The sequence below is a fragment of the Microcystis aeruginosa NIES-4325 genome, assembly GCF_008974145.1.
GTDB lineage: Bacteria > Cyanobacteriota > Cyanobacteriia > Cyanobacteriales > Microcystaceae > Microcystis > Microcystis aeruginosa_G.
The window spans coordinates 25789-41196 of the sequence record NZ_BJKP01000001.1 but is presented as its reverse complement, the minus strand read 5'-3'; the positions used below and the strand labels follow the sequence as shown (position 1 = coordinate 41196).

At 43.4% G+C, this 15408-nt stretch carries 13 protein-coding genes; 4 read left to right on the top strand and 9 right to left on the bottom strand.

The window, feature by feature from the left end; all coding sequences use genetic code 11:
* Window positions 1–37 precede the first annotated feature (37 nt).
* A complete protein-coding gene (locus tag MiAbW_RS00175) occupies window positions 38–1210 on the top strand; it encodes a CBS domain-containing protein (RefSeq protein ID WP_151694411.1) in 1173 nt (390 codons plus the stop codon).
* Between the two features lie 380 nt (window positions 1211–1590).
* On the opposite strand, the gene MiAbW_RS00170 is transcribed toward MiAbW_RS00175, so the two are convergent.
* Both MiAbW_RS00170 and pcrA read right to left on the bottom strand, forming a co-directional pair.
* A complete protein-coding gene (locus MiAbW_RS00170; protein ID WP_151694410.1) occupies window positions 1591–2019 on the bottom strand; it encodes a CAAD domain-containing protein in 429 nt (142 codons plus the stop codon).
* 375 nt (window positions 2020–2394) lie between these two features.
* Window positions 2395–4716, bottom strand: a complete 2322-nt coding sequence (gene pcrA / locus MiAbW_RS00165) for a DNA helicase PcrA (RefSeq protein ID WP_151694409.1) — start codon at window positions 4714–4716, stop codon at window positions 2395–2397.
* A gap of 325 nt (window positions 4717–5041) precedes the next feature.
* On the opposite strand from pcrA, the gene metK reads away from it, so the two are divergent.
* Entirely contained in the window at window positions 5042–6292 is a 1251-nt protein-coding gene (gene metK, locus MiAbW_RS00160; RefSeq protein WP_151694408.1) for a methionine adenosyltransferase, read from the top strand.
* A gap of 169 nt (window positions 6293–6461) precedes the next feature.
* Here metK and MiAbW_RS00155 read toward each other — a convergent pair whose 3' ends face one another.
* Window positions 6462–6863 (bottom strand): DUF2203 domain-containing protein, encoded by a 402-nt coding sequence (locus MiAbW_RS00155; RefSeq protein WP_151694407.1) that lies wholly within the window; start codon window positions 6861–6863, stop codon window positions 6462–6464.
* 72 nt (window positions 6864–6935) lie between these two features.
* Here MiAbW_RS00155 and MiAbW_RS00150 point away from each other — a divergent pair, with 72 nt between their 5' ends.
* The gene (locus tag MiAbW_RS00150) at window positions 6936–7217 is read left to right on the top strand and encodes a DUF6439 family protein (RefSeq protein WP_151694406.1); all 282 of its coding nucleotides are present in this window, start codon (window positions 6936–6938) and stop codon (window positions 7215–7217) included.
* Here the strand turns inward: MiAbW_RS00150 and MiAbW_RS00145 are convergent.
* The 5 genes from MiAbW_RS00145 to MiAbW_RS00120 all read right to left on the bottom strand — a co-directional run bounded on the left by MiAbW_RS00145 (window position 7214) and on the right by MiAbW_RS00120 (window position 13297).
* Window positions 7214–7615 carry an ATP-binding protein gene (locus tag MiAbW_RS00145; protein WP_151694405.1) on the bottom strand — a complete coding sequence of 134 codons (402 nt, stop codon included), beginning with the start codon at window positions 7613–7615 and terminating at the stop codon, window positions 7214–7216. The genes MiAbW_RS00150 and MiAbW_RS00145 overlap by 4 nt on opposite strands.
* 341 nt (window positions 7616–7956) lie before the next feature.
* Entirely contained in the window at window positions 7957–9324 is a 1368-nt protein-coding gene (gene rlmD, locus MiAbW_RS00140) for a 23S rRNA (uracil(1939)-C(5))-methyltransferase RlmD (RefSeq protein ID WP_151694404.1), read from the bottom strand.
* A gap of 162 nt (window positions 9325–9486) precedes the next feature.
* Window positions 9487–11181, bottom strand: coding sequence for a helicase HerA domain-containing protein (locus MiAbW_RS00130; protein WP_151694403.1), 1695 nt, complete (start codon window positions 11179–11181; stop codon window positions 9487–9489).
* A gap of 354 nt (window positions 11182–11535) precedes the next feature.
* On the bottom strand, window positions 11536–12447 hold the full coding sequence (menA, locus tag MiAbW_RS00125; protein WP_151694402.1) for a 2-carboxy-1,4-naphthoquinone phytyltransferase: 912 nt from the start codon (window positions 12445–12447) through the stop codon (window positions 11536–11538).
* Between the two features lie 253 nt (window positions 12448–12700).
* On the bottom strand, window positions 12701–13297 hold the full coding sequence (locus MiAbW_RS00120; protein ID WP_151694401.1) for a PEP-CTERM sorting domain-containing protein: 597 nt from the start codon (window positions 13295–13297) through the stop codon (window positions 12701–12703).
* Between the two features lie 644 nt (window positions 13298–13941).
* On the opposite strand from MiAbW_RS00120, the gene MiAbW_RS00115 reads away from it, so the two are divergent.
* Entirely contained in the window at window positions 13942–14235 is a 294-nt protein-coding gene (locus tag MiAbW_RS00115; protein WP_151694400.1) for a hypothetical protein, read from the top strand.
* Here MiAbW_RS00115 and hrcA read toward each other — a convergent pair.
* Window positions 14222–15298 (bottom strand): heat-inducible transcriptional repressor HrcA, encoded by a 1077-nt coding sequence (gene hrcA / locus MiAbW_RS00110; RefSeq protein WP_151694399.1) that lies wholly within the window; start codon window positions 15296–15298, stop codon window positions 14222–14224. The genes MiAbW_RS00115 and hrcA overlap by 14 nt on opposite strands.
* Between the last annotated feature and the right edge of the window lie 110 nt (window positions 15299–15408).

Sequence of the window (15408 nt, the reverse complement as noted above, 5' to 3'; positions counted from 1 at the left end):
TGGCTGTTCTGTCTATCTTGGCCTTTGTGATTGCAGGATGGTGCTGATGTCCCTCGATACACCTCTGAGTTGGGCCCCCGATCTGGAAAAGGCGATCAATCGCCACCCCTTGACGGTGCCGCCAACCACTTCCCTGGCAGATGCGATCGCTATGATCGGCCAGGCCCATAGTCGTCTGTGTTTGCTCACCGATGACCTATCCCCTCTAGCTGCTCCGGCCGGAGAGGTGCGTGTTAGCTGTCTGCTGGTGGTGCAAGGGCAAGAGTTATTAGGAATTTTGACAGAACGGGATGTGGTGCGACTCACCGCCCAAGGAATTAACCTGACCGAGACAACCGTTGCCGATGTGATGGTGCATCCCCTGATCACGTTGCCCCAGCAATCTGCTCAAGACATTTTTGCTGCCCTGTTTTTGTTTCGGCGCTACCGCATTCGCCATTTGCCGATTGTCGATGACCAAGGACACTTAATCGGGGTGATCTCCCATGAAAGTATTCGCCAGATTTTGCGTCCGGCCAATCTGTTGCGGTTTCGTCGCGTATCGGATGTGATGACCAGTCAAGTGGTACAGGCCCCACTCACCGCCACAGTCCTGCAATTGGCACAGTTAATGGCGGAACATCGTGTTAGTTGTGTGGTGATCACCCAGAGAAATTCCGAAGATAATGACTACCCCGTTGGTATTGTGACAGAGCGAGATCTTGTCCAATTTCAAGCAGTTCAAATCGATCTGCACAAAACTAAGGCCCAGACGGTGATGAGTACGCCCTTATTTCTCCTCAGCCCCGAGGATTCCCTGTGGACAGCCCATCAGGAAATGCAAAAACGGCGGGTGGGGCGTTTGGTGGTTTCTTGGAACTGGGGTCGGGGGTTGGGTATTGTCACACAAACCAGTCTGTTAAGGGTTTTTGACCCGATGGAAATGTATGGGGTGATTGAAAATTTACAACAAACGATTCAACAGCTAGAGTCCGAGCGATCGCCATCCCTTCCTTCTCCACCAGCGGACTTATTACCTCAACCAACTTGTGACCCATCCCCCAAAGATATTGCCAGCGATCGCGAATTATTACTTGTCTTGCTGGACAATGCCTACAAAGACGTAAAGTATATGTTGGCTAACTTAGATATTGTGGTAGAGCAGCGGCGATCTCTGCTTCAATCTGTTCTAGAGAAGCTTGCCTACCTCGGTCGTGAAATTAGCTCTTAGATATCCCTCTTCTGTCAGAGGAGGAGAGTTAGAATAGAGAGAAAAGCCCTCATACTCAACTTAATCGCTTGATAAATTCTCTGTGGGCATTCGTTGGCTCTCTTGGGTTTGGTGATCTGGCAAAATATATTCTAAGATACAGTTCTGCGGGCGAGGGAGTGGAACGAACCACAAAGACGCAAAGGACACAAAGATTGATTGCTCCTATATAAGTTAAACTTATCACACAAAGAATAAGAGAGCCATCCGTTTTTCCCCGTCATTTCTGTTTTCCCGTTCATATACGGTGAGAAAAACCAGACGGCCTCGATTGTTGCTTTTGTGCAAAAACAAAAGAGTTGAGTGTTTCCGCTCAACTCCTGGGTTATCTATGCTTGATTCTATAAAGGGTTATTGTGACTGCCAAAAACTTGCGCTTTTAGTGCATCAATTTCGGCTAATAACTCGCGGCGATTTTGATCCTTGAGCAGATAGCGCCAGACAAACCAACCAGTGTAAACGATTCCAACTAATTGTAGGATAGGAGCAAGGAGAGGAATATCATCGATCGCATCTAAGACCGCTAGGGTAACTTTCACGGTAACAAAACTCGCTAAAATTGCCCCTAGAACGATTAAAGGTTTTTTGTATCCAGAGAAGAAACTACCAATATAATCAGGGACATTAGCCAGATAGGACATCACCGAATCCCAAACTGGTTCTACATATTCAGACCAAATCTGTTCGGTGCTGCTGCTGGGTTTGCTCAGAGACCCAGGTAAATCCGTTCTAATCGGATTTTTGGTCTCGGTCGGTTGCATTGATTCCATATTAACTGATCCTCATCATTAAGGTTAGACAGTGCGCGAATACGACCAACGGGGGTCAATTTTAACAGACTGAATAGACTAACTCGCTGTTGCCCATATTATCGGATAATTGCGATAGTAGGCGGAAAGTTTCTCAACAACTATTAAGAATCAAGGATTTAGCTTCTCAATTTTATCGTCAGTCTGACCGCAATTCTCTATTTTAACAGCAGGTAGCGATCGGAGTTGAGGAATCGGGGGGTGTCAGTTATCAGTGAACAGTAATCAGTTATCAGTGGGGAGATAGGGAGTAAAAAGCCGGTGGGTTACGGCGAATACTCAATTTTTAGTGAGATTATAACTTATTTTCGCCTAACCCACCCTACAGATGATTACCTATTCGTGGATAAGTTGCATGGGTGCGGTGCGAGGATCGATGATTTTCTGACCTAAACCCGAAAATTTGACCGCTAGATTCATTGTTTTGCCCGTACTGAGGATATGGGTCACTTCTCCTTCTCCAAAAGTGGAGTGTAACACTCGATCGCCCACCTGCCATTTTCTTTGATTAGAGACAGCTTTTTCCATGGGAACCACTTTTGGGGTCTTTTTCGGTTTCAGGTTGCTTGTGAGCAATTCTGGGGGCAATTCCTGCAAAAATTGGGAAGCTACCTTTGTCTCTTTATTCCCCCAGACGTATCTTTCTTTTGCGTAGGTTAAAAATAATTGTTCCTTGGCCCGAGTCACCCCCACATAACACAAACGGCGTTCTTCCTCAAGGGCAATGGGATCGTTTAAACTACGATTATGGGGAAAAATGCCCTGTTCTAAACCGACTAAAAAGACGATAGGAAACTCTAAACCTTTGGCCGAATGAAGGGTCATTAACGAGACTTTTTCTTGACCTTCCTGAAGATTATCTAAATCCGAGGCTAAACTAGCACTAGCGAGAAATTCCTGGAGATTGGTTTCTTCGTTTTCTTCTTGGAATTGTACCACAGCGCTATACAATTCTTGAATATTTTCGATCCGGGTATCAGCTTCCTCGGTTCCCTGCTGTTTTAATTCATCAATATATCCCGAATCTTCCATGATTTTATCTAAGATTTCACTAGCGGATAAATCGGTAATTTTTTCTTGCAGGTTTTGGATAATTTTAGCTAATTTATTTATGCTTTTAGTGGCACGACCAGCGAGAGTATTAACGGAAGTTTCATCGCTGATAATTTCCCATAAAGGTACTCCTAATTCTTGGGCAGCTTTGAGCAAATTATCGATTGTGGTTTTACCAATACCGCGCCGGGGAGTGTTAATAATTCTCAGTAAACTAACGGTATCAGCAGGATTGGCAATCACTCGTAAATAAGCGATTGCATCTTTAATTTCCTGTCGATCATAAAATTTAAATCCCCCGACAATATTATAGGGGATATTATTGCGAATTAACGTATCTTCAAAAGGACGAGATTGAGCATTAATTCGGTAGAGAATAGCAAAACTACCCCAATTTAATTCGGGGTTTTCTTGGGTAAATTCTCGAATTTTATCGAGAACAAACGCCGCTTCTTCCTGTTCATCTCTGGCTTTAAAAACATAGATACTCTCGCCTCCTTCTCTGGTGGGAACAAGGACTTTATCGATTCTTTGACTATTCTTTTCAATTAACTTATTTGCCGCTTGTAGAATATTTTCCCGTGAACGATAGTTTTCCTGTAGTTTCACCATCGTGCGAGTATCATCATCGGGTAAACCATCGCCAAAGTCCGCTTGAAAATTGAGCAGAATAGTAAAATCCGCCATCCGAAAACTATAGATAGATTGGTCGGCATCACCCACCACAAAAATCGATCGATCCGTCCAATTCCACTCACTTTTTTTCGTTTCACCATTGGTGGACAAAAGCCTAATTAACTCGTACTGAATCCGGTTAGTATCTTGGTATTCATCGACTAAAATATGCTTAAATTGCGTGTGCCAATAACCGAGAATAGATTCATTTTGCTGAAAAAGACGGACTGGAACCAGTATCAAATCATCAAAATCTAGGGCGTTATTTTGTGCCAATTGCATCTGATAAGCCTGATAAACCTCAGAAATGACCTTTCCCCGAAAATGAGGGTTTTCTCTGGCGTAATCTCTGGGGGTTAAACCTAAATTTTTGGCATTACTAATCGCATAACGTAGATTGCGAGCATCAAATTTTTTATCGTCTAAATTCATTTGTTTAGTGACGATATTTTTCACCAAACTCTGGGCATCAGATTCGTCCATGATCGAAAAATTTCTTTGCCAACTATGACCATATTCATCCTGATATTTATTAATGTCATAGCGCAAAATACGACCGCAAAGACTGTGAAAAGTCCCAATCCAGAGTTTTTTAGTATAATTCCGATAAACTTGAGAAAAGAGTTTTTTCTGTTCGTATTCTTCCAAAAGTTCTAATCTTTGACCGTATTTTTCCTGTGCTTTCTGTTGAGCAAAAGTTTTTTCAATTCTCGTTTTCATTTCCCGGGCTGCCTTATTGGTAAAAGTGACCGCGAGAATATTTTCCGGATCGACCCCGTGATGACAGATCAAATGGGCGATACGATAGGTTAAAGCGCTGGTTTTTCCCGATCCTGCCCCAGCAACCACCAACAAAGGGCCGCAAAAATGCTCCACAGCAAGGCGCTGAGAAGGATTGAGTTGTTCTAAATAATCGGCTGTAACTGTCATAATCTTTCCATATAGCTCTGCCACCTCTATTATTCAGGCTACATCATCGAGACGGGGATCGGGCATTAGTCAGCCCCTTCAAGAAATAAAAATTTTTTTGGCCAGTTTGTTTCAAATCGTTCAAGATTCTAAGTTGTCCTCTACAATGGAATTAGCGGAGACGAAAGTTTCCGTTCACTCCTCACACCACACTCCGTCCGGACAATGTTCGGGCGGTTTCTTATTGAAAATACTCGATCTCTACAAATTCCCTGTTACACTGTATAGTCAAAGATTTCCGAGAATCTTTTCTTGTTCAAATGTACTACTATGTGAGGGACATCACTTGTCTAAACGTTATTTGTTCACCTCCGAATCGGTTACAGAGGGACATCCCGATAAAATTTGTGACCAGATTTCTGATACCATTCTCGACGCTCTGTTATCCCAAGATGACCACAGTCGTGTAGCGGCTGAAGTGGTTGTCAATACAGGGTTAGTCTTGATTACTGGTGAAATCACCTCGAAAGCACAGGTTCATTTCGTTGATTTAGTTCGCAAGAAAATCGCTGAAATCGGCTATATAAACGCAGATAACGGATTTTCCTCGAATAGTTGCACCGTTTTAGTCGCTTTAGACGAACAATCTCCCGATATTTCCCAGGGCGTCACGGCTGCTCAGGAAAATCGCGAACTTCTCAGCAATGATGAACTTGATAAAATTGGTGCGGGAGACCAGGGTATTGTCTTCGGTTTCGCTTGCAATGAAACCCCCGAATTTATGCCCTTACCGATTAGTTTAGCCCACCGCATCGCTCGCCGTTTAGCGGCAGTCAGAAAAACGGGTGAACTGTCCTATCTGCGTCCCGACGGTAAAACGCAAGTATCGGTCATTTATGAAGATGGTCGTCCCGTGGGTATCGATACTATCCTTGTTTCTACCCAACACGATGCCACTATCGGCGATATCACCGATAATGATCTCGTCCAACAAAAGATTAAAAGTGATCTCTGGGAAGCAGTAGTACAACCGGTCTTCAGCGATTTAGAGATTAAGCCCGATGCCAATACCCGTTATCTGGTTAATCCCACCGGAAAATTCGTCATTGGTGGACCCCAAGGCGACGCGGGATTAACGGGACGGAAAATTATCGTCGATACCTACGGTGGCTATTCTCGTCACGGTGGCGGTGCTTTCTCCGGTAAGGATCCTACCAAAGTCGATCGCTCCGCGGCCTATGCTTGCCGTTATGTGGCTAAAAATATCGTCGCGGCTGGTTTGGCCGATAAGTGCGAGATTCAAGTGGGTTATGCGATTGGGGTAGCTCGTCCGGTGAGTGTCTTCGTGGAAACCTTTGGCACTGGCAAAGTCCCCGATGATGTCATTCTGGACTTAATCAATAAATACTTTGAACTTCGTCCGGCCGGTATTATCCAAACCTTTAACCTGCGTGGTTTACCCTCGGAAAGAGGCGATCGTTTTTACCAAGATGTAGCAGCTTATGGTCATTTTGGTCGCAATGATCTCGATTTACCCTGGGAAAGAACCGATAAAGCCGCTATTCTCAAAGAAGCTTTGACTTCTGCGGTGGTATAGGGTTAAAAATTAACTGAAAATTTTGATTGAGGAGTAGAGTTTCAGGCTCTATTCCTTTTTTCGTCATTAAGTGTGCATTATTAAATGGCAGTTTTCTGCTGTCTTTTCACTGATTGCCAGTTCCTGTTTACCGATCACAGCAAAAAGCTTCCCTCTCCGCTGCAGTTAATCACCCCGTGCAGGATCGCAGAATCCAACCCAGCAAGACTCCAATACCACCAAAGCGGACAATTTGCCAAAAAACTTCCCCCAGCAGTCCGCGACGGATTCCTTCCCAGAATAGGTGCTTTAATTCCCCTTCTTTGAGTAAATTGCTTTCTAAAATTACCTCTAATTCTTGAATCTGTTCGCGAATTTGTGCCAATTCCTTTTCTAGTTCAGGTAGGGGATTTTCGCGCCATTGGGGTTCTATTTGGCTAAATTGTGCCTCTAGGTCTTTTTTTTGCTGTTCTGCTTCGTTGATCTGTCGATAACGGTCTTTTAGTGATGCGATCGCCGCTTCGACTTCTGCAATTGCTTGGGTAAATTCTGCCGATTCATCGTTAGGGTACGGGTTTTCTTCTAAGGACATGGACTCGATCCGATTGCCTGCGTCTAAACTATAGTTATAGACGATTTTACGGTTTTACGAAACCTTTTAATTATGATTCCATCCCCTGTCTCCTCCCCATCTCAGACTCTTGATCATCTATCTACCCTGGAATTGGCGCGGATTTTGGCGGAACGTTTGGCGATCGCACCGATTGACTGGCATCGTCTGAAAGCCAATCGTAATGCTCGGGCTGCTGAACAATTGGGGACGGCTTTGGTGTTTTTATTAGATAATCAGCCAGAAGAAGCACTTCCTCGGCTACAACAGGCTACAGGCTGGCTCGATCGCTCGATTTCTGCTCCTCCCTGTCCTTCTCACGGTCATGGTCATTAATTCAACCAGCGTTCCTGTTTAATTTGTTTACAAAGTTTCAGTTGGGTTCCTTTTTGATTCCAGTGAACTTGGTCGAAGATTTGATATAATATACACAGTCCTCGGCCATTTTCCGCTTCTTCGGGGGGTAAATCGGGACAATCGCAACCGCAGCCATGATGGGGACAACGGGGGGTAAATCCACCACCTTCGTCGGTAATTACCCAAGAATACTCGTCTTTACTGCTAGAAAAGTGAACCACCACGGTTTTGCCCGGATCAAGATGATTGCCGTGTTTAGCGGCATTAACTAAAGCTTCTTGCAATCCTAATCTAATTTCTGGTTCTAATTTTTCGGGAATACTAGCGGTCAATAAATCTAAAATCGGACAAAGATACAAGGTGGAAGCGAAACTCATGGTCTTCCAGCTTCGTTTGCTTGTGGGCAGTGAAATAGCAATCACGCGCTTTACCTCTAGCTTTTATTCAATGACTGTTCTCTTACAGAAAGATTAAGGTTTCTTAACCGTCGATCTAGATGATTGCCATACCTAATGAGTCATATTTTGTCCCTTTTCTGTCTCTGAGATGGATTAGATATTTTTATGATTGATCTACACACCAATCGAGAATCAAGGCAGCTTTGAGCGGGTAATTAATCAAAAAAGTAGTTGACTGGAACGGGTCTTAATATGCTATTATCTTTAACCGTTGACTTTTCAGCTATAAACGGCTAAAGGGTCAGGTTTTTCCCCTTATTTCATCCTACCATATTTGCTGTTTTTTGTCTAAGAAAAGCGGCGCATTCGACGTGGGGAGTTTGGGGAAAGAAATCGGCGGTTTGCACTTCTAGCAGTTGATAATCGCCTGTTTTACAGAGATACTGCAAGTCTCTGGCTAAAGTTGCACTTTGACAACTGATATAAACAATGCATTGACTTTGCAGCCGTAACAGACTATCAAGGACAGAGCGATCGCAGCCTTTGCGGGGTGGATCGAGTAGAATAATGTCAGGTTTAACTGTCAGTTGCGGTAAAGTTTTTTCTACTGCCCCCAAAATAAAGGTTGTGTTGGTAATATTATTTAATTGGGCGTTAATCTTGGCTCGATCGAGGGAAAAGCTATAGGATTCTAGTCCAATCACCTCTTTAACCCGTTTAGCGAGGGGTAAAGTAAAAGTACCGATACCACAGTAGGCATCAATAAGAATTTCTTCACCTTTAAGGTCTAATTTCTGACAAATAAGCGCCAATAAAGCTTCAGCAGCCTCTGTATTAACCTGAAAAAAGGTATCGGCAGCCAATTGATAGGTTAATCCGGCAAACTTTTCGGTAATATAATTCCGTCCGGCTATAGTTGTGGTCTGAGCGCCAAAAATAGCATTACCTCGATCGGGGTTATAATTCAGGGTTACACCGACTAAATTGGCGTATTTTGCCAGCCATTGCCGCGCCTGGGTCTCAATTCCCTGTAAATTATTATCGGTACTAATCAGGGTTAATAAAATTTCTCCAGTGTGGCGGCCAATTCTTAGGGATAAATGGCGTAATTGTCCTTGATTGGTCTTTTCATCGTAAATTGACCAGCCTTGCTCCTGAATATCCCGTTTTATCTCTGCTAGAAACTGATTTAAAGCCTGATCTTGAATCGGACATTGATTGAGATTAATCAGATGATGGCTGCCGCGACGATAATAACCTGCTTGCACATTGCCGGTGGGAGAAAATCCGAGGGGATAGGTAGCTTTATTGCGATAAGCGAGGGGAGAATTACCGGTGAGGGGAGGATGAACCAAAGGATCGATAAAACCGCCAATTCTGGTTAATACCTCTTGTACTTGCTCTTTTTTGACCTGAATCTGAAATTGATCCTCGATGTGTTGCCATTGACAGCCGCCACATTTATCGGCGACGATGCAGCGGGGACGGATACGATGGGGAGAAGCTTGTAGAATAGTTTGTAGTTTGCCGATCGCATGACTTTTTTTGATATAGGTGATGCGAGTTTCAACGCGATCGCCAATGACCGTATCTGGCACAAAAATCACCTGTCCTCGGTATTTTCCCACACCTTCGCCCGTATGGTTGAGGTCGGTAATCTCGATCTCGATTAAATCACCTTGTTGCATAGTTAGGGAAACCAGTTTTCATCCAGGGTTTCTGCTGGGGTAATAATGACTTCTATCGGAATTTCTTGCTTGCTCAATTCTTCGGGATCGGTATTGGAGCGGTCATGAGGGGTAAACAGTAAAAACAATCCAACTCTATTCTACAATTAAAAATCAATTTTTTTAAAATCCTAGATCGGCCTTGGCAATTTTGGCCGCCGCTAAAACTTCCTCATCGGGTAATTCTCGCCAGTCGGTCGCACCTATTTCAGTATAGAATTTTTGATCGTAGGCGCGAGTACGAATTACCACCGGCATGGGGACCGCATGACCTAAAACTAAAGCCTGTTGTTTTGAGTCTAATTTCGCTAACACTGATCGCAAACTTCCCCCTCCAGAAACCCCAGTAAATATGGCTTCGATGTCCTTTTCATCGTTTAATAAACAGGTGATCCTCGTCCCTACCTGAGACATGACTTCGTTATCAATTCCTGAAGGTCTTTGATCGACAATTAGGAGAGTAACAAAGTATTTTCGCATCTCCCTAGCGATAGTTCCAAAGATAGTTTGATGTACCACAGCAGAATCTAAAAATCGATGAGCTTCTTCAATGGTAATCACTAACTGTTGCGGCCGATCAACGGGGTTTTTAGTTTGTAAAAAATATTCAGCTTTTTTAACATAATTAGCATGAATCCGACGGGTGATCATATTGGTGGCTAACATATAGGAAAGCATATTACTTTGGGAGCCAAATTCGATGACAACGTGCTTACCCGCATCTAAAGCTTGCAAAACCTGATCGATATAATTGTGGGGACAAACACTTTTTAAATATTTCAAACTCTCCAGACGCATTAATTTTCTCTGGAGGGACATAATTGATCCCGCATGGCCCTGTTTTTCCGTACAGAAGATTTTAATATCCTCGTTACTCATACTTAATAACTGAGTAATCCAAAATTCTCCATACTCGTTATAGAGAATATTGGCATTATCTAAACTAGCTTCCGAGATGCCTAATTCCCGACCGATTAAACGAATATCTTCGATTTCAATCTGATTATAACTTAAGAATAATTCCTGCGCTCCTCGTACTCCCCGGCGTTTGGTAGAATCGGGATCGAGGGTATAAATTTCTACCTGTCCGGGGAATAATTGACATAATCCTTTCACCGTAGAAACCTCTTTCCCCTCTTTCATCGCTTCCCAACCGTATTCCGAGTGCATATCAAACATGAGGTTAACCCCTGCTTGTTTGCGAATAATGCCCGAAATTAGTAATCTAGTTAAAAAGGATTTTCCCGTCCCGGATTTGCCAAAAACACCGTTACTACGTTCCACAAAGCGATCGAGATTAATACATATTGGCACGTCCATGTCAAGGGGTTGACCAATAGCAAAATTCTTTCTGGTGGGATCATCTTCCCAACCGAAAACCATGCGAAAATCCTGCTCACAAGCTTCATAAACTTGGCTAAAATGGGCGGGAATAGTTTTAACTGGCAGTAATTCTAAATCGGCGCTGGTTTGGGGTTGAAAAGAGCCTAAAGAAGTGTCGGAAACTGCGGGAGAATTACCTCCCGTCGGTGTGAACATGAGCATAGGCGATAGTTCAATAGTACCATAAGTACCGCTACCCGCCAAAACATCCCGCATAAAACTATCATCGGGATGGGGAGGATTCGCGATAATCCGGGGACTGGAGTTACCCAGGGAGACATCGGTGAGGAGACAGAAAAAACGCGAGCGAGTGCCTTGCACCACTAAAAATTTACCGACGCGCATATCTTCTACCGAAATATCGGGATAAAGACGGATTTCTAAACCTTCACTCAGGGAACCTTGAATAACCGATCCGAGGGGCTGTTCACTCATGCTAACCTTGATTTGTGGCGATCTATCTCCCTATTCTGTCACTTTTCCGTTAATCAGTGCAAACTCGATCGGGTACAGTAAACAGTCATCAGTGATCAGTAAAAAGACAGTAGGAAACTGGAAGATGTACAAGACTAAGGCTGAATCCGCCGTATTTAACACGGCCCACTTAATACATACTGCACACTTAAAACTCAAATCTGATAACTGATAACTGATTCAAGTCGGTTAATTTTTTGCGGTCTATCCCACCTAAAAATGAGGGGTTCGCAGGCAGGCACGGATTACCATTATGAATATAAGTATATGTCAAGTGACGGGGTTTTGTCAAGGGGTTTAAGAAAAAAATCTGGTCTATGAACGGGAAGCAAGGCAATAACCAAGGGCAAAGAGAAGGCCACTAAAAAAGTGGAGATTAACCGCCATAAACTTGCAGTTACTGACTAGCTGGGGTTGGTCGTGATTTCGGTTAACGTGGTTGACTAATTGCCAAGCGAAAGGGAGACTAAGAAAGATTAAAAGAGTGAGAGGGGGATAAACTTGCAGCAGGACAAAAACTACCGTTAAAACGTAAACGAGAACCGTCACTGCGGTTAAAACTCTAGAACCTTTCAAAGTACCTAAACGGGCAATAGGTGATTTTTTACCCGCTTTGAGATCATCGGCGACTTGATGGAAATGGGAACAAAAAAGGATGATAGAAGTGGTAATCCCGATAATAATTGAAGCTGCTAGACTAGAGAGAGAAAAAGTGCCAGCTTGGGAATAGTAGGCAGCGGCAATCGCCAAGGGTCCAAAAGTAAAGAAACAGATAATTTCACCTAATCCTTGATAACCGAGACGGAAGGGCGGCCCTTGATAGGTATAGCCCAAAAAACAGCAGAGGGCGATTAATTCTAGGATAGTCCAATCGCCTCGCCCATAACTAATAGCAAGAATGCCGGCGATGCCTAATAATAGAAAAAGATTACTCAGCCAGAAAATTAAAGATTTGTTACCGGTTAAATTAACGATCGAATGTGCCTTATTGACATCGATCCCGGTATCGGCATCAAAAACATCATTACTGAGATTTAACCAAGCGAGAATTAAAATAGCTGAGAGGATAAAAGTGGCGAAAATCAGAGGAGAAAATAAACCTGTTTCCTGATAAGCGATCGCTGTTCCCAAAATAATCGGTATAATCGCCACACTATACATTGGTGGTTTAATGGCTGCTAACCAGAGTTTTTGGGGCGAGGGAGTGGTGACAGTATTGGTGGTCATAGTTAATTAAATAGGGTTTGCTGGAGAAGTTTTTCCTAGAGGTAGGGTGTGGGGTGTGGAAAAAGTCCCTAAAATTTCCCCCCCCCGATAACTCCAATGGAATGGTCGGCACTTTTTGAAATCAAAAAGGCCTAAAGATATTATCCAACAAGGTTTTTAGATTTATTCAGCAAGCCCTAGATAGTTCTTCAAAATTGAGATGCACCTAACCCGACACACCTCGTTTTAGTGTCAAACCGCAATTTTAGATGATTTAGACTTTGGTTTTGGCTTTTTCTTGCAGTTGACGACGGGTAGCGGCACTGGCTAAACCCAGACCGAATAAACCGATAGCGGTCATAGCTCCTGGTTCAGGTGTTTTGGTGGTGATTTGTAATTTAACGCCATTAATGCTGGTTGTACCAGTACCAGAGAGGACGCTGAACTGAACCACGAGATCCGTATTGGCAACACTTGGAACAATGGACTTCAGATCAATGTTATAGGAGCCAGTGGTAGAGAAACTGTCAGTAAAGACAGAACTACCGTTAGATAATAAATCGAAGGTGAGGGGGTTGCCAGCAGTGTAATTAAATAGCACATTGGCACCGAGGAAATTAGACAGAATTGCACCGCCGGTGGTGGGATTAAAGGGGATAGTGCTACCACTGCCAGTACCATTAATGGTGGCACTAATCCCATTGATGGGATCGGGAGTGCCAGGAGGGGTGGAGGGGGAAGTAAAACCACCTGTAACGGTTACGAATTGAATGGGTAGGGAGGTAACAAGGGTTCCCGCTTGGACTGCGGGGGCAACTAGGGCAACGGTAGCGAAAGTAGATAATAAAACTGCGACTTGATGGCTTCTCATGATTTTTTCCTTGTCTAGTAAGGAGATAAATTAAGCAAATTACCGGAGTTCAAAAGGTTTAGGGGAACATCGGCAGAAAATTAACATCCGCAGACAATAGATAATACCTACTATATACTGTTGATTTTCGAGGTTGATTCTAATTGGTAGCTTTTGATTTTGTCAAGGAGATTTTTGTTAATTTTTCTTTACATAAAACAATTTACGAGCGGATATCCACGAAAAAAGCTGATTTTAAAGTGAGCCATTTATAAGTGCAGATTATCAAAACCCTGCACTGGGGATAGGAATTAATCTATCCTAAGCTGTTCGTAATTTAAATTGCCTGTTGAGATCAGGCAAGAGGCAAGAGGCAAAAGGCAAGAGGCAAGAGGCAAAAGGCAAGAGGCAAGAGGCAAAAGGGAGAATAAATAATCAGTTTTTAATAAGCTGGATTTACTATAATCTATCGTATCCAATGAAAAAGCTCTATTGAAGAAAACTTCAGTTTGTCAAGACTGTTTGGTACATTTTAGGAAAACTTGACATAATCTTTAATATAAATTCATGATTAGGGTGGGTTTTCTGGGGCAACTCAAGCGATCGCTAAAGATGTTATTATCTAGACAGTCAGCTGAAAATTCCCGCAACCTTCCTAGCCACCGATGAGAGCGATCGCTAAAGATGATATTGTTTATATTCACCATGAGGATGTACCGGTTTATAAAAAAGGCGGTTCAGTGGTGAGAAATAGTTATTTCTGGGCGCTAAAATCGATCGCCTGTGGGGCGCGTCGGGGACAGGATTGGGAGTTCGATGCAGATGTGTGGGTGGCGCTGGTGCGGATGTTGCTCTGTTTTGCCAATTCTGGCTATTTGGGGGATGGTGAGACAATTTTAGAGTTTACCGTCGATTGTCCCATTCCCGAACCTCTGCGGGCGATATCTACTTACTTATAGCCTCGCTGAGATAGTTAGCGGTGGATTCCACTAGGGGAATGGTATTTTCGTATAACATTCGCGTCGGTCCGATAATACCAACACTACCGACGGGAGTATCTCCCTGTTTATAAAAAGCGGAGATAAGAGTACAAGGGCGCATGGATTCCAGAGTATTTTCGGAACCAATGCTGATTTTGACTTTTTTAGCTGATTTTTCTGGTTCTGGTCTTTGTAAAATCAGGGGTAAAAGGCGATCCTGTTCTGCTTCCAATAGATGTAGCAACATTTGTACTTGTTGCCATTGGGCGAATTCTGGCTGTCGAATGACTTCAGCGACACCATGGACGATAATCTCTGGGGTGGCAGTGGATTGGAGACTAGCGCTGATTTCTTGGCTTAATTGTTGGAGAAAATGGGTATAACGGGCAAATTCTCGCTCGATTTGCTGCCAATCGAGGTTAATTAAATCTGCCAAGCAATAACCCTTTAATTTTTCCCCGAGAAAATTAGAGAGGATTTGTAATTCTTCTGCTAATCCATCCTCCTTGTCCGTTGCCATGTAATCGGGAATCTCTATCATAACCGAGCGTGTTTGTAAACTATCTGTAACAATAATTAACATTATCTGCTTGGCTGAGACGGGGATTAATTGCAGATGACGCAGGGTATTAGTGAGGGTGTGGGGAAGGGTAACGATAGCGATATAACCGCTTAAACTGGCTAAAAATTGGGTGGCCCGTTGCAGCAGACTTTCGAGACTCCAAGCGGGAGATTTAGCGTTTTGATGCAGATAATAGCCGATTTTTTCGCCGATACGGTCATCGGGAGTCATTAACTCATCGACGTAGAGACGATAACCCCAATCGGAGGGAATGCGTCCGGAGGAAGTGTGGGGTTGATAGAGTAAACCTTCTTTTTCCAGTTTACCGAGGGCATTGCGAATCGTGGCGGAACTAACAGTAAAATTGTACTCCTCCAGCAGAGTTTTCGAGCCAACTGGTTCGGCCGTGGCGATATAATGTTGAATTGTCGCCTTTAAGATATGTTGATAGCGATCGCTGAGATGGGTTCTAGCGGACATAGGGGAATAATCTTAAGATAAAGATTTATAACATTTTTTTAGACAGTATAACGCTTAATCAGTTATCAGTTATCAGTCCTCCGTGGGGAGAAAGGGGATAGTTTACCCCT

Excerpts from the sequence above, each read along its gene's own strand:
- MiAbW_RS00175 (WP_151694411.1), top strand. The coding sequence starts at position 38 with ATGGTGCTGATGTCCCTCGATACACCTCTGAGTTGGGCCCCCGATCTG.
- MiAbW_RS00170 (WP_151694410.1), bottom strand. The coding sequence starts at position 2,019 with ATGGAATCAATGCAACCGACCGAGACCAAAAATCCGATTAGAACGGAT.
- pcrA (WP_151694409.1), bottom strand. The coding sequence starts at position 4,716 with ATGACAGTTACAGCCGATTATTTAGAACAACTCAATCCTTCTCAGCGC.
- MiAbW_RS00155 (WP_151694407.1), bottom strand. The coding sequence starts at position 6,863 with ATGTCCTTAGAAGAAAACCCGTACCCTAACGATGAATCGGCAGAATTT.
- MiAbW_RS00150 (WP_151694406.1), top strand. The coding sequence starts at position 6,936 with ATGATTCCATCCCCTGTCTCCTCCCCATCTCAGACTCTTGATCATCTA.
- MiAbW_RS00145 (WP_151694405.1), bottom strand. The coding sequence starts at position 7,615 with ATGAGTTTCGCTTCCACCTTGTATCTTTGTCCGATTTTAGATTTATTG.
- rlmD (WP_151694404.1), bottom strand. The coding sequence starts at position 9,324 with ATGCAACAAGGTGATTTAATCGAGATCGAGATTACCGACCTCAACCAT.
- MiAbW_RS00130 (WP_151694403.1), bottom strand. The coding sequence starts at position 11,181 with ATGAGTGAACAGCCCCTCGGATCGGTTATTCAAGGTTCCCTGAGTGAA.
- menA (WP_151694402.1), bottom strand. The coding sequence starts at position 12,447 with ATGACCACCAATACTGTCACCACTCCCTCGCCCCAAAAACTCTGGTTA.
- MiAbW_RS00120 (WP_151694401.1), bottom strand. The coding sequence starts at position 13,297 with ATGAGAAGCCATCAAGTCGCAGTTTTATTATCTACTTTCGCTACCGTT.
- MiAbW_RS00115 (WP_151694400.1), top strand. The coding sequence starts at position 13,942 with ATGAGAGCGATCGCTAAAGATGATATTGTTTATATTCACCATGAGGAT.
- hrcA (WP_151694399.1), bottom strand. The coding sequence starts at position 15,298 with ATGTCCGCTAGAACCCATCTCAGCGATCGCTATCAACATATCTTAAAG.